The organism is Thiocapsa imhoffii, assembly GCF_016583985.1.
GTDB classification, from domain to species: Bacteria; Pseudomonadota; Gammaproteobacteria; order Chromatiales; family Chromatiaceae; genus Thiocapsa; species Thiocapsa imhoffii.
On sequence record NZ_NRSD01000027.1, the window covers coordinates 12,328 to 35,496 of the forward strand.

At 65.1% G+C, this 23,169-nt stretch carries 17 protein-coding genes and 1 pseudogene; 14 read left to right on the forward strand and 4 right to left on the reverse strand.

All coding sequences use genetic code 11. From position 1 onward, the window contains the following. Positions 1-297: 297 nt before the first annotated feature. From CKO25_RS18045 to lolD, 3 genes are all read left to right on the forward strand, one after another. Complete coding sequence (locus CKO25_RS18045; RefSeq protein ID WP_200389349.1) at positions 298-3,672, forward strand: EAL domain-containing protein; 3,375 nt, start codon at positions 298-300, stop codon at positions 3,670-3,672. 233 nt (positions 3,673-3,905) lie between these two features. Further along, entirely contained in the window at positions 3,906-5,153 is a 1,248-nt protein-coding gene (locus CKO25_RS18050; protein WP_200389350.1) for a lipoprotein-releasing ABC transporter permease subunit, read from the forward strand. Beyond that, on the forward strand, positions 5,146-5,847 hold the full coding sequence (lolD, locus tag CKO25_RS18055) for a lipoprotein-releasing ABC transporter ATP-binding protein LolD (RefSeq protein ID WP_200389351.1): 702 nt from the start codon (positions 5,146-5,148) through the stop codon (positions 5,845-5,847). The genes CKO25_RS18050 and lolD overlap by 8 nt, the downstream gene beginning before the upstream one ends. On the opposite strand, the gene CKO25_RS18060 is transcribed toward lolD, so the two are convergent. Next, positions 5,790-6,347, reverse strand: a complete 558-nt coding sequence (locus tag CKO25_RS18060) for a DUF2062 domain-containing protein (RefSeq protein ID WP_200389352.1) — start codon at positions 6,345-6,347, stop codon at positions 5,790-5,792. The two genes, lolD and CKO25_RS18060, sit on opposite strands and share 58 nt — an antisense overlap. 189 nt (positions 6,348-6,536) lie before the next feature. On the opposite strand from CKO25_RS18060, the gene CKO25_RS18065 reads away from it, so the two are divergent. From CKO25_RS18065 to tsaB, 3 genes are all read left to right on the forward strand, one after another. Then, positions 6,537-8,873, forward strand: coding sequence for a DNA internalization-related competence protein ComEC/Rec2 (locus CKO25_RS18065; protein ID WP_200389353.1), 2,337 nt, complete (start codon positions 6,537-6,539; stop codon positions 8,871-8,873). Between the two features lie 79 nt (positions 8,874-8,952). Continuing rightward, positions 8,953-9,948 carry an adenosine kinase gene (locus CKO25_RS18070; RefSeq protein ID WP_200389354.1) on the forward strand — a complete coding sequence of 332 codons (996 nt, stop codon included), beginning with the start codon at positions 8,953-8,955 and terminating at the stop codon, positions 9,946-9,948. After that, positions 9,945-10,625, forward strand: a complete 681-nt coding sequence (gene tsaB, locus CKO25_RS18075; RefSeq protein ID WP_200389355.1) for a tRNA (adenosine(37)-N6)-threonylcarbamoyltransferase complex dimerization subunit type 1 TsaB — start codon at positions 9,945-9,947, stop codon at positions 10,623-10,625. Before CKO25_RS18070 ends, tsaB begins: the two co-directional genes overlap by 4 nt. Here tsaB and CKO25_RS18080 read toward each other — a convergent pair. Further along, complete coding sequence (locus tag CKO25_RS18080) at positions 10,609-10,872, reverse strand: hypothetical protein (protein ID WP_200389356.1); 264 nt, start codon at positions 10,870-10,872, stop codon at positions 10,609-10,611. The genes tsaB and CKO25_RS18080 overlap by 17 nt on opposite strands. A 442-nt stretch (positions 10,873-11,314) precedes the next feature. Between CKO25_RS18080 and CKO25_RS18085 the strand changes: the two genes are divergently transcribed. The 7 genes and pseudogenes from CKO25_RS18085 to kdsB all read left to right on the forward strand — a co-directional run bounded on the left by CKO25_RS18085 (position 11,315) and on the right by kdsB (position 18,586). Then, positions 11,315-12,577 carry a DUF4147 domain-containing protein gene (locus CKO25_RS18085; protein ID WP_200389357.1) on the forward strand — a complete coding sequence of 421 codons (1,263 nt, stop codon included), beginning with the start codon at positions 11,315-11,317 and terminating at the stop codon, positions 12,575-12,577. A 20-nt stretch (positions 12,578-12,597) separates the two neighbouring features. Next, positions 12,598-13,434, forward strand: a complete 837-nt coding sequence (locus CKO25_RS18090; RefSeq protein ID WP_242467720.1) for a ferritin-like domain-containing protein — start codon at positions 12,598-12,600, stop codon at positions 13,432-13,434. Between the two features lie 282 nt (positions 13,435-13,716). Beyond that, entirely contained in the window at positions 13,717-14,343 is a 627-nt protein-coding gene (locus CKO25_RS18095) for a MotA/TolQ/ExbB proton channel family protein (RefSeq protein ID WP_200389359.1), read from the forward strand. Further along, positions 14,340-14,888 carry a biopolymer transporter ExbD gene (locus CKO25_RS18100; protein WP_200389360.1) on the forward strand — a complete coding sequence of 183 codons (549 nt, stop codon included), beginning with the start codon at positions 14,340-14,342 and terminating at the stop codon, positions 14,886-14,888. Before CKO25_RS18095 ends, CKO25_RS18100 begins: the two co-directional genes overlap by 4 nt. A gap of 2 nt (positions 14,889-14,890) precedes the next feature. Then, a pseudogene (gene msbA, locus CKO25_RS18105) lies at positions 14,891-16,636 on the forward strand (lipid A export permease/ATP-binding protein MsbA); the annotation flags it as partial. Positions 16,637-16,800: 164 nt separating this feature from the next. Next, positions 16,801-17,805, forward strand: coding sequence for a tetraacyldisaccharide 4'-kinase (lpxK, locus tag CKO25_RS18110; RefSeq protein ID WP_200389361.1), 1,005 nt, complete (start codon positions 16,801-16,803; stop codon positions 17,803-17,805). Further along, on the forward strand, positions 17,798-18,586 hold the full coding sequence (kdsB, locus tag CKO25_RS18115; protein ID WP_200389362.1) for a 3-deoxy-manno-octulosonate cytidylyltransferase: 789 nt from the start codon (positions 17,798-17,800) through the stop codon (positions 18,584-18,586). The genes lpxK and kdsB overlap by 8 nt, the downstream gene beginning before the upstream one ends. Before the next feature lie 48 nt (positions 18,587-18,634). Here kdsB and CKO25_RS18120 read toward each other — a convergent pair whose 3' ends face one another. Both CKO25_RS18120 and CKO25_RS18125 read right to left on the reverse strand, forming a co-directional pair. Next, the gene (locus tag CKO25_RS18120; protein ID WP_200389363.1) at positions 18,635-19,054 is read right to left on the reverse strand and encodes an SCP2 sterol-binding domain-containing protein; all 420 of its coding nucleotides are present in this window, start codon (positions 19,052-19,054) and stop codon (positions 18,635-18,637) included. Between the two features lie 138 nt (positions 19,055-19,192). Beyond that, the gene (locus tag CKO25_RS18125; protein ID WP_200389364.1) at positions 19,193-20,716 is read right to left on the reverse strand and encodes a Ppx/GppA phosphatase family protein; all 1,524 of its coding nucleotides are present in this window, start codon (positions 20,714-20,716) and stop codon (positions 19,193-19,195) included. Between the two features lie 234 nt (positions 20,717-20,950). Between CKO25_RS18125 and recQ the strand changes: the two genes are divergently transcribed. Next, complete coding sequence (recQ, locus tag CKO25_RS18130; protein WP_200389365.1) at positions 20,951-23,167, forward strand: DNA helicase RecQ; 2,217 nt, start codon at positions 20,951-20,953, stop codon at positions 23,165-23,167. The last annotated feature ends 2 nt before the right edge of the window (positions 23,168-23,169 follow it).

The window sequence follows — 23,169 nt, forward strand, 5'->3', positions numbered from 1 at the left end:
GATGGGACGTCCGGGGGCATTCATCCCACGCGACATGAGATGACGCTCCGAGGTTGCTGTCAACGCTGTTGGAGGGTGACCTTGACGAGTCCGCGTACGATTCGGGCACGATCCCTATTGAGGTGCCGGTGGGCGCGCTCCGACGAATCAATGGGACCGATTTGATAGGGCCAGAATGTGCGTCTCGCTGGGTCGCACTTTCTGGTTCGGTTTGGTCTAATGAGGCCGAACAGGCTGTTTTTAATCCTAATTCGTGTCGTTATGGGACGATACGGATTGAGCGCAAGGGGTTTTTCGATGACGACCTTCGTTCCAGACCCACTCCCCGTCCGTCTTGGTCTGATGTCGCCATTCACCGGATTGGTCGGACTCTATGGCGAGGAGATCGCACGTGCGGCGCGCTTGGCCTGCGCCGAGGTGAACGCCCAAGGTGGCGTGCTCGGACGGCCACTTGAGCTGGTCATTGAAGACGACGGGAGTCTCCCTGGAACTGCCGTGGCGGCGGCGGGGCGCTTGCTTGAGCAGGGTTGCGCGGCGTTGGTCGGGAATCTGCTCTCGAACGCGCGCATCGCGGTTGCCCATGAGGTGGCGGATGTACACGGGGTTCCCTACCTCAATTTCTCCTTCTACGAGGGGAGCATTCACAGTCGTCATTTTTTTCATTTCGCGGCCTTACCCAATCAGCAGATCGGCCCCATGATCACCGCTCTTGCCGAGCGGGCTGGACCGAAGATGTACTTCGCCGGCAGTAACTATGAGTGGCCCCTGGGCTCGATCGACCTGGGAAAGCAGGCGCTGCTTGATCTCGGCGGGGAGGTGGTCGGCGAGGAATATCCACCCTTAGGAGGGGCCTTGGTCGACGATCTACTCGATCGTGTCGAGCGTTCAGGGGCCGATGTTTTTGTCCCCTATTTCGCCGGCGAGGAGCAGCTTCGGGTGCTGAACGGTTTCGCCGAACGGGGGCTGAAGCAGCGGATGGCGGTGGTGATGGGACATTATGACGAGGCCATGGCGAGCCGGTTGGCGCCGGCTGTCAGAGGAGGCTTCTACTCCTGTAACACCTATTTCATGAGTATCGAGAACTCCTGCAACCAGCGCACCCTAGCCGCCCTTGCCGCGCTGCCCGAGATCGATGCCCCGTGGCCACGGGGCCGTGGCATCCTCACCCATTTTGGTGAGGGCGCATGGCTGTGCGTGCATGCCTTCGCTCAGGCCGCGAATCAAGCGGGTGCGCTGGATTCCACACGGCTCATCCCCGCGCTCGAGCAGGTCGAACTCCAGGGGCCGCAGGGACTGGTGCGGATGGACCCGGTCACGCATCATGCGGCTGTGAACACCTATCTGGCGCGCTCTCTGAGTGACGGCACCTTCGAAATCCTTCAGCATTTCAGTTGTTTGCGGCCGATGATCCCCGAGCGGTATCGCATCGCACCCGAGCCCGCGTCGCCGCGGCACGCGAGTCGTGGTCTTCAGGAAGCGGCCCGGCTGTTGGGCAGAATGGCCTTCGACGTCAAGCCAAGGGGACACGCCAACGACACCAGAACGGCGCGTCACGGAAACGCCGAGCTGACGACGACCGCCGCGTGCGTGCTGTCGATCGCCGATGTCGCCGTGATCTCGACCACCGAGGAGGGGACGATCCTCGATGCCAACCGTCGCGCCAGCGAGATCTTTGGGTATGCTCCGGGTGAGTTGTGTGGGCGTCCCATTCATGATCTGGTGCCGCCGCGTTTTCGGGCCGTTCATGCACAACACCTGCATCATTTCCGCACCGGTCCGGAGGATGACAAACGCATGGCCGCGCGCATGGAGGTCAGTGGCTATCGCAAGGATGGCGCCCTCTTTCCGGCCGAAGCCTCGATCGCCCGCTTTCGGATCGATGGTTCACTGATCTTCGTCGTGACGGTGAACGACCTGACCGAGCGCCATGCGGACGATGCGGCTCTGCGCTGGCAGGGCCTGCACGACGTCCTCACCGGGTTGCCGAATCAAGTCTTACTTCGTGAGCGGATCAGCTCAGCTCTGCGACGCTCCGAACAGCTTGGAGACGACGTGGGGCTGCTGTTGATTGAGCTCGATGGCTTGAAGCAAATCGACGACACCTTCGGAGACGCGGGCGGGGATGAGCTGCTGCGCGTCCTCTCCCAGCGTTTGATGGCGTCATCGCATTCCGGGGACACCATCGCGCACACGGGTCGCTGCGAGTTTGCGATTCTGCGTGACCGGGTTTCCTCGCAGACGGCGCTGGTCCAGCTTGCCGAGCAGTTGATTCGGGGCATGCGCGAACCGCTGACGCTGCTTGGGCACCAGGTCTACGTGACGGCCAATATTGGCATTGCCAGCGGTCGGGGTGGTGCGCTGGATAGCGGCGCTCTGCTGCGTCAGGCCGAGGGCGCACTCGCTGCAGCCCGGGCACAAGGCCAAGATGGCTGGCGCTGCTACGATGCGGAAATGTCGGCGAATGTCCAGCGCAAACGCCAGCTCAGCCATCGTCTCCGCAGCGCGCTGGAGCATCAAGAGTTCCAAGTGCGTTTTCAGCCGATCCTCAGCAACGATAGTTTGCTGGTGTGCGGTGCCGAGGTCCTGCTGCGCTGGTTTCCGCCAGACGGTGAGATCTCGCCGGGGCTGTTTATCCCCATCGCCGAGGCGAATGGATTGATCCGACCAATCGGTCGCTGGGTGATGCGTGAGGCCTGTCTGGCGGAGGCCGCCTGGCGTGCCCGCTTCGGTGCCGAGGCGCCCTATGTCAGTGTGAACCTCTCACCCCGGCAACTCGACGAGCGCAATCTGGTTGATGATTTCCGCGCCATCCTGGCCGAGACCGGTGCCGATCCGACGCGGCTGCTGCTGGAGGTGACTGAGACGGCTTTAATGCATGATGTGGCGACCAACGTCGAGGTCCTGAATGCGCTGGCCGATCTGGGACCGCGCATCGCCGTGGATGATTTCGGCACGGGCTACTCCTCGCTGGTCCAATTGCTGCGACTGCCGATCAGCACACTGAAGATCGACCGCGAGTTCATCGCCGGCTTGGGACAGCCCTCGCAATGCGAAGCCATTGTTTCCGCCATCTGCGGGCTGGCGAAGGCCATGGGGTTGAAAACGATCGCCGAGGGTGTGGAAAATCAAGATCAGCTCGATTACCTGCGTGACGTCGGTTGCGACGGTGTGCAGGGGTTCTATCTGCATCGTCCGCTGACCGGGGACGCATTGCTTCAGGCCGTTGAGGATCGGACGAATCCAAGTCAAGCGGCGGCGAGTCGTGACCTCTATCAAGTGCTCTATGTCAGCATGGCCAAGGAGGATTTGAATTCGGACGACCTCGAGGGGCTCATGGTGCGTGCGCGCGAGTTCAATCGGAGTCAGGGGATCACCGGCTTTTTAGTCCATTACAACGGTTCCTTCCTGCAAATTCTTGAAGGACAACGTGAGCGTCTGCAACGACTGCTCGCGACCATCCGCGCCGATCCTCGGCATCATCGGTTCAAACTGGTGTTCGAAGGGCCCATCGAACGGCGTGCCCTGAAGGATTGGAGTATGGGTTTCCGCACCATTGACGGGAGCGTCCTTCCGGATGGCGTTGCGGATGTGCGTGCCCAGAAACTGAGTTTCTACGATCTTGCACAGGATCCCGATGTCTGTCGCGCCATCATCATGGCCTTCAGCAAGTAGCTCCAGGTTCATGTCGATCAGGTGCCTGTGCCGCATGTGGTCTGCCGCGCACGGCGAGGGATCCTCTCGTTGGTCGCCCGCCGTTGCTTGTCATCCCAGCGAGGTGTGCCAACGACGGCCTGTCCCGAGGACGGCTTGCCGGTGGGGGCCAGTCCAGACGTGGTCGTGCGAGTCTGGTGCCGCGGCGTCGTTTTTCACGCGTCGCACTGGGGTTTGTGGTTAAATTCCCGGCCATGTTCCATCCCCTCGCCATCTACATCGGTCTGCGCTACACGCGAGCGAAGCGCCGTAACCACTTCATCTCCTTCATCTCAGCCACCTCGATGGTTGGGATCACACTCGGCATCGTGGCCCTGATCGTGGTCTTGTCGGTGATGAACGGCTTCCACAAAGAGATCCAGGCACGGATCCTCAGCATGGCCTCGCATGCGACCTTGGCCGATCCCTACGGTGGGATGGCGGACTGGCGCGAGGTCCTCGAGCAGGTTCGCGAGCACCCGCATGTGGTGGGAGCCGCGCCCTTCGTTGAGGTCCAGGGCATGCTGGTCAACGGCTCGCAGGTGAGCGGGGCCTTGATTCGCGGCATCCTGCCACTCGAGGAGGATCAGGTCGCCGAGTTGCGCCGGGACATGGTCGCCGGCTCGGTTGATGATCTGATCGATGGCGCCTTTCATATCGTGCTCGGTCAGGACCTGGCGAATTTCCTCGGCGTCGGCATCGGTGACAAGGTCACGGTCGTGACCCCGCAGGTGAGTGCAACTCCGGTCGGCATCATGCCTCGCCTCAAGCGGTTCACCGTCAGCGGCATCTTTGCCGTCGGGATGGCGGATTACGACCGCAATGCCGCCTTCATCCAACTGGCGGATGCCGCGCGACTGCTGGCACTCGGGGATGCCGTTTCGGGGGTGCGCTTGAAGCTGACCGACATGTGGCTGGCCCCACGACTGGCGCGCGACATCGCACAAGAGCTGGGCGGTGTCTATCGGGTGCTGGACTGGACACAGGTGCATCGCAACTTCTTCAGCGCGCTGGCGATGGAGAAACGCATGATGAGCATCATCCTCTTCCTGATCGTGGCGGTTGCGGCCTTCAACATCGTTTCGACCCTGGTGATGGTGGTGACCGATAAGCAGGCCGATATCGCGGTGTTGCGCACCCTGGGTGCCTCGCCGGGGCGCATCATGGGGATCTTCATGGTGCAGGGCACCACCATCGGATTGATTGGGACCATCATCGGCATGATCCTGGGGGTCATTCTGGCGATCAATGTCGAGCCGGTGGTGGCCGGAATCGAGCGTCTCCTCGGGGTCCATTTCTTGGATCCGGCCATTTACTACATCAGTGCATTGCCCTCCGACGTGCACCTCTCGGACGTCCTCACCGTCGGCGCGGCGGCCTTCCTGATGTCGGTCCTGGCCACCATCTATCCGGCCTGGCGCGCGGCGCGGACCCAACCAGCCGAGGCGCTGCGTTATGAGTGAGGCGGTGCCGGTGCTCGACGTGCGGGGGTTGTGCAAGACCTTTCGCCAGGGTCCGCTGGAGGTCGAGGTCCTCACGGACATCGATTTCCGCGTCGGGGTCGGCGAGCGGATCGCGATCGTGGGTGCCTCGGGGTCGGGTAAGAGCACCCTGCTGCATTGCGTGGGTGGTCTGGAACGACCGAGTGGCGGGACCTTGCGCTGGCTGGGTCAGGACATCGGGCGTTTGTCCGAGGTCAAGCGTGGGTTGTTGCGCAACCGCCATCTCGGCTTCGTCTATCAGTTCCATCATCTCCTTGCTGAATTCACGGCGCTGGAGAATGTCGCCATGCCGCTGCTGATCGGCGGCTGCCGACCCGCCGAGGCGCGCGATCGCGCGCACGCCCTGTTGGAACGGGTCGGTCTGGGTGCGCGCATCGCGCATAAACCCGGTGAACTCTCGGGCGGTGAGCGCCAGCGTGCCGCCGTCGCCCGCGCACTGGTCACGCATCCGGCCTGTCTCCTGGCCGATGAGCCCACGGGCAACCTCGATCGCGCTACCGCTGCTCGCGTCTTCGATCTGATGCTCGAGTTGAATCTCGCCATCGGGACCAGTCTGGTTATCGTCACGCATGACCGTGAACTGGCCGCGCGGATGGATCAGGTTTGGCGTCTCGATGATGGGCGGCTCACGCGCGATGTCGAGGCCGCGGCCTGATAACGCTTGCGACGGATGCGGAGCTGGCGGATCAATCCCCAGCGCCAGATCGTCTGGACCACCAGATAGCCGAGCCCGGCCATCAGCGTCGCGCTGATGGCACTGCCGACCGTCAGGGGCCAGATCACGAGCAGCCAGTGACGCCAGTCTAACCAGAACTCGAGGTCGAAGTGCTCCGGGTCGAGACCGAGCACCCAGCATCCGAGGCTGTAGGAGAAGTACAGGATCGGCGGGATCGTCACCGGATTCGACACAAAGGACATGGCGAGCGTGATGGGAAGATTGACGCGCAACAGGATGGCCACGGCGGCTGCGATCAAGGTCTGGCCGAGCGGCGGCATGAAGGCAACGAAGAGGCCGACCGCCACACCGCCGGCCGCGGAATGGCGATTGACATGCCACAGATTGGGGTCTTTCAGCAGGGCGCCGAAGAGACCGAGTCGCCCACTCGCCAAGAGTCGTTTCGGAGCGGGCAGGATGCGCTTCAGCCAACGTCTCACATCGTTTATCCAGGGCGTTGGGGGTCAGGGTTCCGGGCGGAGACGATCCCACGCCTGGGACGCCATGCCACCGCTGAGGACAACCGCGGCCGCACCCGCGCGACGCGGCGGGGGGCGTGCGTGGGCACCGGTTGAGTGTCCCACGGGCGCGGTGGTGCCGACCGCCGGGCGTCGCGTCCAGGGGCCGGCATGACGCGGCCGACGCTGGCGCGGGTGGGTCTGGCCTTCGCCGCGGGGGTCATGCTGATGCAACTGCTGCCGCGGTTTCCCCCGCTGACCTGGACCATCGCCGCGGCGCTCTTGTGCGTTGCGGCCGCTTGGCGTTGGCGCGCCTTGCGGCTGCCCGCCGCGCTCCTGTTGGGGGCCTGCTGGGCGCAATGGCACGCGTGTCTTATCCTCTGCGTACCCTTTCCCGATGCGCTCGCGCGCGCGCCCCTGATGATCGAGGGGCGGGTGGACTCGATCCCAAGCGAACTCGGTCATGCGCGCCGCTTCCTCTTCGCCGTCGATCGCGTCGAGTTGTCTGATGAGGAGATCCCCTTCACCGGTCTGGTGCGTCTGTCCTGGTATGGTGACGCCCCACCTCTGCGCGTCGGCGAGCGCTGGCGTCTCCCCGTCCGGTTGAAACCGCGCCATGGTCTGGCGAATCCGGGAACCTTCGATTACGAGCGATGGCTGTTCGAGCACGGCGTGAAGGCCACCGGGAACCTCCGGCGCGGCGAGGCCCCGGCGCGCCTTGATGCCGGTCCTGGACGCTATGGATTGGACCGGTTGCGTCAGGATTTGGCCAATCATTTGGCCCTGGTCTTGGCCGAGCGCCCGGCCCGCGCCTTGGTGCAGGCCTTGGTGATCGGCGATCGCTCTGGTTTCGATCAGGAGCAATGGGAGATCCTGACCCGCACGGGGACGAACCATTTGGTGGCCATTTCGGGTTTGCATGTCGGGTTGATCGCGGGGGCTCTCTTCATCCTGGTGCGCTGGCTGTGGTCGCGCAGCGCGCGCCTGACGATGGCGCTGGCCGCGCCACGCGCCGCGGCGGTCGCCGCGCTCATCGCCGCGTTGGGCTATGCCGCCTTGGCCGGCTTCGCGGTCTCGACCCAGCGCGCACTGATCATGCTGGCCGTGGTGCTCGCGGCACTCTTCTGGCTGCGAACCTTGCGCCCCTATCATGCCCTGCTGCTGGCCTTGGTCGGGGTGCTACTGGTCGATCCCGGCGCCGTGCTCGCCGCGGGGTTTTGGCTCTCGTTCGGTGCCGTCGCCGTGCTTCTGTACAGTCTGGGACAGCGGTTGCCGCGTCGTGATCTCTGGACGCGTTGGGGACACGCGCAATGGGCGGTCGCGATCGGACTGCTGCCGCTGTTGTTCCTCCTGTTCGGGCGTGCCTCGCTGATTGCGCCGTTGGTGAACCTGGTCGCGGTGCCCATCTTCAGCCTCCTATTGCTTCCGCTCGTCTTGGTGAGCAGCCTGCTGAGCCTGCTCCCAGGGTTTGGCGGGGTGACCCAATGGCCCTTGCAATGGACCGCGTCGCTACTCGGTTGGTGCCTGGATGGGCTCGCGTGGATCGCGGCGCTGCCTTGGGCGGCCATCACGCTGCCAGCGCCGGCCCCCGGTGTCTGGTTGCTGGCGATGGCCGGTGCGATTCTGCTGCTGGCGCCGCGTGGGCTGCCGGGTCGTTGGTTAGGCCTTCTGCTCGTCATGCCCTTGTTCCTGGTGCGCCCACCGACGCCGGCCGAGGGCGAGGCCTGGTTCACGCTGTTGGATGTGGGGTTGGGGTTGGCCGTGGTGGTGCGCACGCAAGAGGGGACGCTGGTCTATGACACTGGGCCGGGTTTTCCCAGTGGCTTCAACACCGGCAGCACGGTGGTGGCGCCGTTCCTGACGGCGCAGGGGGTTCGTGCCATCGAGCGGGTGGTGATCAGTCATGCGGATCGTGATCATGCCGGCGGTCTGGTGGGTCTGCTCGAGCGGATCCCCGTCGCGCACCTCAGCAGTGGTGAACCCGAACGCCTGGGCCTTCCCGGTGTCGTGCCCTGTCGGGCGGGCGAGGGTTGGGACTGGTCCGGGGTGTCGTTTCGGTTTCTCCACCCGGAGGATGCGAGCCTGCGCGGGAACGATGCCTCCTGCGTGCTGCGGGTCGAAGCCGGCGGTCGAGCGATCCTGCTGACCGGCGACATCGAGGCGCGCACCGAGCGTCGGCTCGCGCGCGCGCTCGGCGATGCCCTGGCCAGCGACATTCTCGTCGCGGGTCATCATGGTAGCGCCACCTCGACCCAACCGGAGTTCCTCGATGCCGTGGCCCCGAGCCTCGTCCTCTTTGCCTCTGGTTATGCCAATCAATTCGGGTTTCCCGCCGCGGTCGTGCGGGAGCGGGTGAGTGCACGGGGCATCGCCATGTTGGATACGGGACTCCTGGGTGCGATCGACATCCGCATCCAAGCCGATGGCAGGATGCAGGGGCCGCGGGCTTGGCGCGAGGTCAATCAGCGTTTCTGGACCCATCGCCCCACGGGCTGGCCGACGCATTGAGGATGGTTGGAGCACTGACGACAACATCTTGGGGTGTTGAGTATAAACTAGCGGCTTTGCACGGGGAGGCGGGTGAGCGATGGCGAGGTATCAGGTCTACGGGATCGGCAATGCGTTGGTGGATATGGAGTATGAGGTCGAGGCGACCGATCTGGGCATCCTGGGCCTCGACAAGGGGGTGATGACCCTGGTCGACGAGGCGCAGCAATTGGCGATCATGTCCCATCTGAAGCATCACAGGGCGCAGCGCGGTTCCGGCGGCTCGGCGGCAAACTCCATCATTGCCCTGAGTCAGTTCGGTGGCAAGGGGTTCTACTCCTGCAAGGTCGCGGACGACGACCTAGGCCACTTCTACATGGAGGATCTCATCCGCGGTGGCGTCGACACCAACCATCATACGCCGAAGGAAGCCGGCCACACCGGTCGCTGCGTTGTGCTGGTCACCCCCGACAGCGACCGCACCATGTGCACCTTCCTGGGGGTCAGCGGCGAACTCTCGGCCAATGAGTTGGTCGAGGAGGCGCTGTGTGACTCCGACTGGTTCTACAGCGAGGGGTATCTGGTGACCTCCGCGCCGGCCCGCGCGGCATCCATCACCGCCAAGCAGATCGCCGATGCCGCGGGGGTGAAAACCGCGCTCTCGCTCTCCGATCCCAACATGGTGAAGTTCTTCAAGGCCGGTCTCCTCGAGATGATCGGGTCCGGCGTCGAGCTCCTGTTCGCCAACGAATTCGAGGCGATGGGGATGGCGGGCAGCGATGATCTCGACCACGCCGTGGCCTATCTGAAGACCATCAGCCGCACCTTCGCCATCACCCGTGGGCCCGCGGGCGCATTGCTCTGGGATGGCTCGCGACTGATCGAGATCGCTCCGGTCGAGGTCGCGGCCATCGATACCGTGGGCGCGGGCGATATGTTCGCCGGTGCCTTCATGTTCGGACTGACGCAGGGTTGGGATTTCACGCGTGCCGGGGAACTGGCCGCCGCCGCCGCCGCGCAGCTCGTGACCAAGCTCGGGCCGCGGATTGCGGCACGGGAGACCCAGTCCATTCTCAAGGAGTTCCAGAGTCGATGAGGCGCCTGCTCGCGCTCGAGACCTCGAGCGATGCCTGTTCCGCGGCGCTCCTGCTGGGGGAGCGGATCCTGCAACGACTCGAGATGGCGCCACGCGGCCACGGGGAACGGATCCTCGGCATGATGGACGCGCTGCTGCGCGAGGCCGATCTGGCGCTCGCCGACCTGGACGCCATCGCCTTCGGGCGTGGTCCGGGGTCCTTCACGGGGGTGCGTATCGCGGTTGCCGTCGCACAGGGCAGTGCCTTTGGGGCGGGCTTGCCATTGGTTGGGGTCTCGACCCTTGCGGGGATCGCCCAGGGTGAGTGGCGCCGTCACGGGCGCACCCACGGCCTGGTGGCGCTCGACGCGCGGATGGACGAGGTCTATTGGGGCTGTTTCACGATCGATGACCAGGGTCTTGCCTCACCCGTCTGCGCCGAGCGGGTCTGCGCACCGGAGCAGGTCGCGCGACCCCATGAGGGATCCTGGTGGGGCATGGGTTCCGGCTGGGCCGCCTATCGCGATGCCTTGATCGAGCACACGGGCCTCGCCCCGGAGCAGTTGACCGCGGACGCGATCTGCGAGGCCCGGGATATTGCCGTGCTGGGTGCGGCGGCGTTCGCGCGCGGAGAACGACTGAGTCCCGAGCGGGCGACGCCGAGCTATCTCAGGGATCAGGTCACGCGGGTCGGCTGAAGGTCTGATTCGGTGCGCCCTGATGCACGTGGTCATGACGACAATGGCGCTTCAGACAGCTGATGACATAGTGCAGGAGGGTCGTGCCGATCCCGATGAAGACCGCCGCCCCGGCGGCGAGTCGCGGCATGGGCGCGATCTGAGACAATCCGAGCATGAGCCAGGTGATGTAGGCGAGGACGCTGGAGATCAGCAAGATCATGACGAAGGGTAGGGGTGAGCGACTGCATTTCGGGCACAACTTCATTGGTCGACTCGTGAATGGTGATCAGTGGTTGAGTATCGTTTTCAGTGATGTTCGCTCGACTGTGGGTCGGACTTCAGTCCGCCCCGGCGGTCTTGTCATCCTGATGTGTTCTTTTCGGTCCGAGCCCGCGCCACGGTTTGGGATGCGGACTCCCTGAAATCGCCTGATGCCATGAGCGACAGCCTGACGGCATCCATCCGCTGGCGTGAATTTCAATCTGTCTGGTCACTTAGACATGTCGAATCACTCAATCGCATTGCGATTTGTCAATCTAGGGGCGTCTGTTGCCTTTTTCCAAGGTGTCTCATCGGAGATTCGATGCATGCCGTCTCGTCGTTGCTGGTCTGGGAGCCCTTTTGGGATCCGGTTCGAGGCGTCGTCCAACCCGCTCGACGGTCCTGAACCACAAGCCCATGACTGATTCGCTCAAGCGCTGATCCAGATGGACGATCTGGTGCGGCCGCGTCGTCAATTGCTCGACATCTACAGCCACGCCCTGCGTGCGGTCGATGGGCGCGAGAGGGTACGACGCACCCTCGCGGACACCCCGCTACCGGGTCCACTCTGGTGCTGTGCGATCGGGAAGGCGGCCGCGTCCATGACCTTGGGTGCCTGCGATGCGCTGGGCACGGGCCTGCGTGGTGGGCTCCTGATCACCAAGGACGGCCATCTCCCGAGCCTCACACGCGGCGGCCGGGATGCAGCCCGTCTCGCGGCGCACGGGATCATCGGCCTGGTGGCCGGTCATCCCCTGCCGGATGCGCGCAGCCTGGCCGCGGGTGCTCGGCTCCTCGACTGGCTCGCGACCCGCCCCGCCGATGCTCGCTTCCTCTTTCTGATCTCCGGTGGCGCATCCAGTCTGGTTGAGGTTCCGATCGCGGGTCTGGGACTGGCCGAGGTGCGACGTCTGAACGACTGGTTGCTCAGCCACGCCATCCCAATCGAGACCATGAACCGCGTGCGCGCGGCGGTCTCGCGCATCAAGGGTGGCGGGCTGTTGGGGGCGCTACACGGGCGTCCGGCGCGGGTCCTGGCCATCTCCGATGTTCCGGGCAACGACCCCAGCCTGATCGGCTCGGGTCTGTTGGCGCCCATGCGCGAGCTGCCGCGACATCTGGCGCCACTCGCCTTGCCCGCCTGGCTGCGTGACTGGGTCGAGCGCGGCCTGGCCGAGCGGCCCGCCGATCTGGCTCCGGGGCCCGCGATCGAATTGGTCGCGACTCTGGACATGGCGCTGGAGGCGGCGGCGGTGGCGGGCCGTGGCGCCGGACTGCCCGTTTGGCGCCATGAGCAGTCGGTGGTCGGGGAGGCCGGCGCGGCGGGTCACCGGCTGGCCGCGGCGCTCCGGGCTGGCCCCCCGGGCCTCCATGTCTGGGGCGGCGAAACCACGGTGAGCCTCCCGGCGGTGCCCGGACGGGGAGGGCGTAATCAACATCTGGCCCTGGCGGCGGCGATCGAGCTGGCGGGCCGCACCGATCTGCTCCTGTTGAGCGCGGGCACCGATGGCAGCGATGGCCCCAGCGAGGATGCCGGCGCGCTCGTCGACGGCCTGACCTTGCAACGGGTGGCGGAGGCCGGCTTCGACGCGCGCGATGCCCTGACCCGCGCCGATTCCGGAACGGTCCTCGAGGCCAGTGGGGATCTGATTCGAACCGGTCCGACGGGCACCAATGTCACCGACCTGATGCTGGGCTGGCGCTCATGACGCCGGCGAGGGGATCATCAATGGACAGTCTGTTCGACCTCGCGGCGCACTGCCTGGGCGCGGCGGACCCGCGGGAGAAACAAGCGCTGACCCATGCGGCGGCCACGGCCTGGCGGGCCGGTTGCTTGCACCTGGAGGTCGACGCCCAGACGCACCCCCGCACGTGGCCGGGTCGACCCGCGCGCCCCGAACTGGTCGCGCCGCGCGCGCTCAAGTCCCGCAAGCTGACCACCACCGAGGGTCGCGCGGCCATGATCCACGCGGTCGCGCACATCGAATTCAATGCCATCAATCTGGCCTGGGATGCCGTACAACGCTTTCGCGACATGCCTCCCGATTATTACGAGGATTGGGTGCGGGTCGCGGCCGAGGAGGCCACCCACTTCGGGCTGATGCGCGAGCGACTGCAGGACCTGGGCTACGATTATGGCGATTTCCCGGCGCACAATGGCCTCTGGGAGATGGCCGAGACCACGGCGGCGGATCCGCTGGTGCGCATGGCCCTGGTGCCGCGCGTCCTCGAGGCACGGGGATTGGATGTCACACCGGGCATGATCGAACGCTTTGAGTCCGTTGGGGATGCGGAAACCGCGCGTCGCCTTGGCATCATCTTGCGCGATGAGGTCGGGCACGTCGCGGCCGGTTCGCGCTGGTTTCGACATCTCTGTCGCACCCGTGGACTGATCCCCGAGGTGCACTATTTCGAACTCTTGGACCGCTACCGACTCGCCGTCCAGCGCGGTCCACTCAATCTTGATGCGCGGCGCGCGGCGGGTTTCGATGAGGTCGAATTGACGCGCCTGCAAGCCCTCGATGGCCCGGACAGGCACCACCTAGCTCGTGCGCCCACGCCCTGACAGGGCGCGACGCGCCCTGGGTGTTCCCGCATCGCGCCGGTAGCGGGGTCACGGGTCGTTGGTTTCGTCGAGGACCGGGTAAAGAGTAAGATCACCCCCTTTGGCAAGGTCGGGGTAATGTGGGGGCGGAGTGGGCGCGACAGAGGGCCTGGCTGGACGCCCGCACGCGCGCACAGGGTGTTTGATCCGCCGGCGATGACCGGTGTGATGGCGCTCCCCCGCCCGCCGCGGCCCGGGCGAGGCGATAGGGCCTAGTGAGGCGTTTCGTCCTGGAGTGTGTCTGTGCTTGAACTCTTATTCGCGGGTGGCTGGCTGATGATCCCCATCCTCGCCTGCTCGATCGTCGCTACCGCCATCGTGATCGAGCGTGGCTGGGTTCTGCGCCGCTCGCGCATCATGCCGCCCGCTCTGGTCGGGCAGATCTGGGATTGGCACCGTACGAATCAATTGAGCGATGCGCGCATCGAGGACATCCGTCGTGGTTCGCCGCTCGGACGCCTACTCGCGGCGGGGCTCATCAACCGCCGTCATTCGCGCGAGATCATGAAGGAGGCGATCGAGGAGACGGGGCGGCAGGTGGTCGCTGAATTGGAGCGGTTTCTCAATACCCTCGCGACGATCGCCTCGGTCGCGCCACTGCTGGGACTCTTGGGGACGGTGTTAGGCATGATCGATGTGTTCGGCGCCATCATGGACGTCGGGGTCGGCGATGCCGCGCTGCTGGCCGGGGGCATCTCAAAGGCGCTGATCACGACCGCGGCGGGACTCTCCGTGGCGATCCCGGCCCTGATGTTCCACCGTTTCCTCGATAACCGGGTGGCGCATCTTGCCCTCGAGATGGAGGAACATGCCTTGCGGCTCGTCGAAATCATGAAGGGCGAGCGCGCCGCCACCGAGGGGATGGCGTGAATCTGCGTCCGCGCCGCCGTGATCCGGCCGAGATCAACCTGACGCCCTTGATCGATGTGGTGTTTCTGCTGCTCATCTTCTTCATGGTCTCAACGACCTTCAAGGACGAATCGCGCCTACGCGTGCAGTTGCCGCAGGCGCAGGGTGAATCCGTCTCGGCGGCGGAACTCGATCTGATTCGCATCCTGATCGACCGCTCGGGCGCGCTCTTCCTGCAAGAGCAGCCCCTGCCCGATTCCGCCACTCTCGTGCAGGCGCTGACGGCCCTGCGGGGTGCGCACCGGCCCCCGCCCCTGCTGATCGAAGCCGATGCCCAGACCCCCCACGAGGCGGTGATGGGCGCCCTCGATGCCGCTGGTCAGTCCGGTTTCGTGCAGATTGCCTTCGCCACCACGCGACGGGCCCGTGCGATCGATGCCGATGAGATCGCGCCCGTCACCGGTCCCGTCACCGGTTCCGCTGCCGCACCCGACCGCCCCGCCGATGCCGATGCCAACCGCCCCCAAGGGGCGCGGGAGAACCGGCTTGAGGAGATGCTCGAGTGAGAGTGCCCACCCCGTCGCCGCAGGTTGATGCCTCGCGGGTCTATCGTCGTCTGCTCACCTACGTTAAACCCTACTGGCGGATGTTCGCCGTCGCGATCGTGGGCATGCTGGCCTTTGCCGTGACCGAACCCCTGTTCGCGGCCATGATGAAGCCCCTGATCGATGGCAGCTTCGTCGACCGCAACGAGGAGGTGGTGCGACTCATGCCCATCCTCTTGATTGGGCTCTTCGTGGTGCGGGGGATCGCCGGTTTCATCAACTCCTACTGCTTGAGCTGGGTCGGGCGTCGGGTGGTCGCCGATCTGCGCCGTGAGATGTTCGCGCATCTGCTGCGCGCGCCGACCCGCTACTACGACAACCAGGGCTCGGGCCATCTCTTGGCCAAGTTGACCTACAACGTCGAGAATGTCGCAACGGCCGCCACCTCCGTGCTGACCACGATCGTGCGCGACGGCTTCACGGTGATCGTCCTGATGGCCTACATGCTCTACCTCAACGCGGGTTTGGCGGCGATCTTCCTGATCATCGGCCCGGCGATGGTCGTGACGGTCAAGTACGCGACCAAGCATTTTCGCCGCCACAGCAGCCGCATCCAGGACCGGGTCGGTGCCCTGACGCACGTCGCCCAGGAGGCGATCGAGGGACATCGCGTGGTCAAGGCGTTCGGCGGCCAGTCGCGCGAGGCGGCGCGCTTCAATGCCATCAATGAGAAGACACGCTCGCTGCAGATGAAGATGGTGGCCACCGAGGCCGCGAGCGTGCCACTGGTGCAGTTGATCTCGGCGATCGCGATCGCGGTGATCGTCTATCTCTCGACCATGCAGGGGCTGCGCGAAGACATCTCGGTCGGCACCTTCATGTCCTTCGTGGTGGCGATGGGTCTGCTCTTGCCGCCAGTGAAGCGATTGACCTCGGTGAATGGTCATCTGCAACTGGGGATCATCGCCGCGCAGAGCCTGTTCGAACTGCTCGATGCCGAGGAAGAACCGGATCGCGGCCACCGCACCCTGGAGCGGGCCCGGGGACGGGTCGAGTATCGTGGCGTGACCCACCGTTATGCGCCCGATCAACCGCCCGCCATTCAGGATCTCGACCTGCTGATCGAGCCCGGCGAACGGATCGCCTTGGTGGGACGTTCCGGGAGCGGCAAGAGCACGGTCGCCAGCTTGCTGCCGCGCTTCTACGATGCCAGCAGTGGCGAGATCCGCATCGATGATCTCCCGATCACCGAGCTGACGCTGGCGAGTCTGCGCGCGCAGATCTCGCTCGTCAGTCAGGACGTCATGCTCTTCAACGACACCATCGCCGCGAACATGGCCTATGGGCTCCCCGAGCAGCCCACGCAGGGCGAGTTGGAACGCGTCGCGCGCAACGCCCACGCGCTCGATTTCATCGAGGCGCTCCCGGACGGCTTCGCAACCCGCATCGGCGATCGTGGGGTCATGCTCTCGGGCGGCCAGCGCCAACGTCTCGCGATCGCCCGCGCCATGCTCAAGGACGCACCGATCCTGATCCTCGACGAGGCGACCTCGGCCCTCGACAGTGAGTCCGAACGACACATCCAGGCGGCCCTGCATGATCTGATGGCGAACCGCACCACGCTCATCATTGCCCATCGCCTCTCCACCATCGAGACCGCCGATCGCATCCTGGTGATGGATCAGGGTCGGGTGGTCGAGCAGGGGAGGCATGCCGAACTGCTGGCCTTGGGCGGCTACTATGCACGCCTGCACAGCTTGCAGTTCCAGGAGGGAGCGGCGTTGCCGGCGACCGCGCAGCCCGTGGATGACGCGTCCCGGCAGTGTGCCGAGTCGTCTCCCGAGCCCTCCCCCGAGCCCATCCCCGAGCCCATCCCCGGTTCGGTTCCACGCCCGCCGGCTGGATCCTGAGCGATCGCGCGCTCAGTCTCGCCATGGATCCGAACCGCGTTTGGTATGGCCGGCATCCCTTGGGCGTGGCACTCGCGCCGCTCTCCTGGCTCTATTGCGGAATCGTTGCACTGCGACGCGCGGCCTATCGCCGGGGGATGCTCGAACGCATTCGGTTGCCGGTGCCGGTGGTGGTGGTGGGCAATCTGACCGTCGGCGGCACGGGCAAGACCCCCGCGGTCCTGGCGCTTGCCCGGCTCGTGCGGTCACGGGGCTGGACCCCGGCGATCATCACCCGCGGTTACGGTGGACACCACCAGGATGGGCCCGCGCGGGTTCCCCCGGAGGCCGATCCACAAGCGTATGGCGACGAGCCGCTCCTGCTGGCGCGACGCAGTGGTTGCCCCGTCGTGGCCGGACGCGATCGGGTGGCCGCCGGACGGCTCGCGTTGGGCGACGGGCAGGTGGATCTGCTCATCGCCGACGATGGACTCCAGCACCATCGACTGCAGCCTGATCTTGAGATCCTGCTCATCGACGGGTCCCGCGGTTTCGGCAATGGGCGCTGTCTGCCGGCGGGTCCCTTGCGTGAACCACGGGAACGATTGGATTCGGTCGATTTCATCCTGGTCACGACCGGGGGGCAGGACGAGCACCCGCGGGAGTCGTGGCCGTCTTCGAAGCGGATGTGGCTCGCACCGGGCCGTGCGATCAACCTGCTCCATCCCGAGCGCACGCGTCCGCTCGCGTCCTTTCGCGACCGGCCCCTGTTCGCCGTCGCGGCGATTGGCAACCCCGCCCGCTTCTTCGCGATGTTGCAAGCCCATGGGTTATGCGTCCAGGGCCGTGCCTATCCCGATCATCATCCCTTTTCTCAAACCGAGGTGTCGGGTTGGCCGTCTGGACCCGTGCTCATGACCGAAAAAGACGCCGTGAAGTGCGCCCCTTTTGCCACCGCGGATCACTGGTTCCTGCCGGTGGATGCGGTGCTCGAATCGGCCTTCATCGAGACCTTTCTGCAGCGTTTGGAGACCTGCCAACATGGCTGATGAACCCGTTCGTTACCAGGTCGTGATCCCGGCGCGCTTCGGCGCGACCCGTCTCCCGGGCAAGCCGTTGCGGCTGCTCGCCGGCAAACCCATGATCCAGCATGTGGTGGAGCGCGCGCTGGCGAGTGCGGCCGAGCAGGTGGTGGTCGCGACCGACGATGAGCGCATCAGCGCGCTCTGCCGTGCGTTCGGCGCCGATGTCGCCATGACCAAGCCCACGCACCGCAGCGGCTCAGAGCGCATCACCGAGGTCATCGAGCAACGCGGGTGGGACGACGAGACCCTCATCGTCAATCTGCAAGGCGACGAGCCTGGGATGCCGGCGCTCCTGCTCGATCAGGTGGCGCACGCGCTCGCACGGACCCCGCGGGTTGGAATGGCCACCCTTGCGTGCCCGATCCACGAGCGCTCGGAACTCTTCGATCCGAATATCGTGAAGGTGGTGACCAATGCACAAGGCGACGCGCTCTACTTCTCCCGGGCGCCGATTCCCTGGCAGCGGGATGCCTTCGCGGATGAAGCGCAGGACTGCCCAAGAGCGCACCTCGGCTTGCGTCACATCGGGCTCTATGCCTATCGCGCGCGTTTTCTGAGGCGTTATCTGACCTGGTCGCCCGCCCCCTTGGAGCAGGCCGAGTCGCTGGAACAATTGCGCGTGCTCTGGCACGGCGAGCGCATTCAGGTCGCGATCGCCGCGACCGAGCCAGGCCCAGGCGTGGATACGGAAGCGGATCTGGCGCGCGCCGAGGAACGTCTCATGCGGCGGGCTGGAGGTGGGTGAGCGGGTGGCTCGGCACGTCCCGCGGGAGGCGGGACGTGCTCGTTGCGATCAGCCGAGTTCGTCGGTGGGGATCTGAGCCATGAGGCCGAAGCTCTTCACGAAGGGATTGGCCATGCGCGGATCCTTCAGCATCGCCTTGTAGTCGCCTTCCTTGAACTTGAGCTTCCCGGTCATGAAGGCGGCACCCATGCCGGCCATGCCGATCCCCTTCTCAACCCACTTGAGCCAATCCTTGAGATCGGCGCGCATATCCCAGTTGGCGGGTGGATCGGATTCCGACCAGGTCCCGGCACGCACGCATTCACCCTTCTCGACGACGAAGATGCCACGTGGATTCTCTTCGTCCTTGAATCCGCAATAAATCACGGAGGCGAAATCGATTTCGGCCAGTTTGTCCTTCACTTCGGGTTCCGCGTTCCAGGCGTCTTTCAAATGATTCATCCATTCCTCGGAAAAGAGTGCGGCCATTGTATGGGTCCTCCAAATGAGCGGTGGGTTGAAGAGATGACGATCACCGACAGGGCACGGTGATCCGGGCTGGGGCCATACCGTTTGCCCCGGATGTCGCCCATAATCTTACCAGGATAGGGGAAAAAGGGGACCAGCCTAGCCAAAACTGAGCAGAATTCCTGCCGCGGCAAGGCGTTTTGCCTCCTCCTCCAATTCCAATCGGGTCAGTGGGTGCTCGGCGAGCCAGGCGTCTGGAAAATTCAGATGCAGATGATCGCCATCGGTGCTCAGCGTGGGATTGGGTTTGGTGACCACCGAGCGTCCGCGGTGCAAGAGCACGGCAAGCCGCAGGATGACGCAGAGTCGCGGGGCGACCTCGCGCAGACCCTGCGGCAAGGCGGCGAGTTCCGGGCTCGGAAAGCGGCGCCGGTGACCCAGGACGAGCGTTGCCAGCATCATTTGCTCCGGGCGCGTGAACCCGGCCAGATCGGCGCAACGCAGGAGATAGGCGCCATGCTTCTGATACTGGCTGTGCGCCACCATCACGCCGATCTCGTGGAGTCGCGCGGCCCAGCCCAGCAGCAAGACCAGATTGGACTCCCACACGCCCCAGGGCGTGGCGAGTTGGCGAGAGAGCAGCAGGGCGGTTGCACGCACCCGTTCCCCATGTTCCTGATCGATCATGAAATGTCGGCAAAGGGTGCGCACCGTGCGCTCGCGGATGTCCTCGTGTTGAACCCGGCCGATCAACTCATAGATCACGCCTTCGCGCAGGGCATAGTCCGACACATGCAGATGCTGGATCTCGAGCGCCTCGAAGACCGAACGCAGGACGGCCACACCGCCAGCGAAGACCGCCTTGCGCTCCTCGGCGAGCCCCTTGAATGACAGGGCCGAGATCCGGCCGGTCTCGATCAGCGCGGCACGGAGTCGCTGCAGCGCCGCGGCCGAGATGCCGTCCTCGCACCAGCCCTCGGCGGTGACGACCGCCGCGATGGATTTGATGGTCCCGGAACTGCCCACAGCCGTTTTCCAGCCGCTGCGACGGAAGATCGCGCGCACGGGTCGCACCTCGAGCGCGCCGGTCAGCTCCGCCTTCTCCATGGCGCGGGCACTGATGCGCCCATCGGCAAAGTGGCGGCGCGACATGCTGACACAGCCCATGGAGAGGCTCTCGCGGACCCGTGGCGAGAAGCCGATCCCGACGATGATCTCGGTGCTCCCGCCTCCAATATCGATGACGAGCCGCCGCTCGGTGCCCGCGGCCAGGTCATGCGCGACCCCCAGATAGATGAGTCGTGCCTCTTCACGTCCAGCAATGACCTCGATCGGATGCCCAAGCATGGCCTCGGCACGCGCCAGGAAATCACTCTCGGGGGCGAGCTGCCGCAGTGTGTTGGTGCCGACCGCCCGGACGCTGCCAGGCGGAAAGCCACGCAGCCGCTGCCCAAAGCGTTCGAGACAGGCGAGCGCGCGTTCGGCAACCACCGGGTCGAGTTGCTTCGCGTCGGTCAACCCCTCGCCGAGTCGCACCATCTCCTTCAGCCGATCCGTCACCTGCATGTGACCCTCGCTGATGCGCGCCACGATCATGTGGAAGCTGTTCGAGCCGAGATCGACGGCGGCCACGACCTCTGGCAGCATGGTTTCCGCGACGGTTGGGACGGGTTTTTCGGTCATGACACTCCAGCCGACGCGAACAGGCGCCACGGTGGTTGAGTGGGTTAGGGGGTGGCGGTGAGGGTTGGGTTGACGCGAAATGATATTAAAATCATTAATTTGATTGCGTTTCAACTCAAATCGTCGGGACCATGAGTATAACAGAAGCAGTGGTCGGAACGATGACAGGACGTGGTTGGACGGGTGCTGGCGGGAACCCTGACTCCCGCGCGAGCGGGCCTTGGAGGCGAGCAGATGGCTGAAACCCCAGCAGAGATTCTGAACCGCGTCTTCGGTTATGACGCGTTCCGCGGCGCGCAGGCGGCGATCATCGATCAGGTCCTCAGCGGCGGCGATGCCTTGGTGTTGATGCCCACGGGCGGCGGCAAGTCCTTGTGCTATCAGATCCCGGCGCTCTTGCGTCCGGGCGTGGGCGTCGTCGTCTCACCGCTGATCGCCTTGATGCAGGATCAGGTCGATGCCTTGCGACAACTCGGCGTGCGCGCGGCCTTCCTGAATTCCTCGCTGGCGCCGCGCGAGGCACAAGCCATCGAGCAGGCGCTGCTGGCCGGCGATCTGGATCTGGTCTACGTGGCCCCGGAACGGTTGTTAAGCGAGCGGTTCCTCGGTGTGCTTGAGCGGCTGCCCATCGCGCTGTTCGCGATCGACGAGGCCCACTGTGTTTCCCAGTGGGGGCATGATTTCCGTCCCGAATACATGCAACTGCATCAGTTGCACGAACGTTGGCCGAAGGTTCCGCGCATCGCCCTCACGGCGACCGCCGATGCCCCGACCCGCGCCGAGATCCTGACCCGGCTCGGGTTGGAGCAGGCCGCGCAATTCGTCTCGAGTTTCGACCGGCCGAATATCCGCTATCGCATCGTCGAGAAGGTCAGCCCTCGCCAGCAGCTGCTCGCCTTCCTGCGCCACGAGCACGCCGGCGACGCGGGCATCGTCTATTGCCTCTCGCGGCGCCAGGTCGAGGCCATTGCGGATTTTCTGAGCGCGCAAGGTCTCACGGCCCTGCCGTATCACGCGGGTCTCTCCGCCGAGACGCGCCGGACGCATCAGACGCGCTTCCTGCGCGAGGACGGGGTCATCATCGTCGCGACCATCGCCTTCGGCATGGGGATCGACAAACCGGATGTCCGGTTTGTCGCCCATCTCGATCTGCCGAAGAGTCTCGAGGCCTATTACCAGGAGACCGGACGCGCCGGGCGCGATGGGCTGGCGGCGAATGCCTGGATGGCCTATGGACTCGGTGACCTGGTGATGCTGCGGCGGATGATCGAAGACTCGGGCGCGGACGAACGCTTCAAGCGCGTGGAGCGGCAACGACTCGATAGCATGCTCGGATATTGCGAGACGACCGCCTGCCGTCGTCAGGTCCTGCTGGGGTATTTTGGCGAGCCCTTACCCCAACCCTGCGGCAATTGCGACACCTGTCTGGAGCCCGTGGCGACCTGGGATGGGCTGGTCGCGGCGCAAAAGGCGCTGTCCTGCATCTACCGAACCGGCCAACGCTTCGGCACCAGCTATCTTGTCGATGTCCTGCTCGGCAAGCACAACGAGCGCATCCGCCGCTTCGGTCACGATCAGATCAGCACCCACGGGATCGGGACGGAGTTAAGTGCCGAGCAATGGAAATCGGTCTTTCGTCAATTGGTTGCGATGGGTCTGATCGCGGTCGATCTCGCCGGGCATGGTGCCCTGCGCCTCACCGAGCACAGCCGCCCGGTCCTGCGTGGTGAGCGCGGCATCCAGTTTCGCCAAGACCCGGATCGCAAGCGTTCGAGTGGCGCCGAGCGGCGGGCTGCCAACGCGCTCTCCAGCGACCCGCCGAGCGATCCCGAGGCGTCTGCCTTGTGGCAGGCCTTGCGAGACTATCGGCGGCAATTGGCGCTCGAGCAGGATGTGCCCTCGTATCACATCTTCAACGATGCCACGCTGCGCGAGATCCTCGCCTATCGTCCACGTAACCTGGATGAACTGAGCCGCATCAGCGGCGTCGGCGAGATGAAGTTAAACCATTTCGGTGCGGGTTTCCTCCGGCTGCTCGCGCTGCACGAGGAGCGATTCGGCCGCCCCGCCCAGGTGCCAGCCTTGCCCGCGACACGGCGCACGGGGTCCTCGCGACGGCGTTCCGAGGGCCTATTGAATGACACCACGCTCGACACCCTGGCTCGGTTTCGGGCGGGGGCGCGTCCCGAAGCGATCGCCGCGCAGCGCGACCTCAAGCTCAGCACCGTCTACAGCCACCTGGCGAATGGCATCGCGCTCGGTGAACTGACGGTTGCGGAGGTCGTCCCGCTCGATGCCGAGACCATCCGTCGGATCGAGTACGCAATCGACCGACTTCCGGAAGGCGAACTCATGAGTCTCAAGCCCGTGTTCGACGCCTTCGACGGTCGTTACGACTACAGTCTGCTGCGCTGTATTCGCGCGGGTATGGGGATGGACGGAGCCGTCTGATC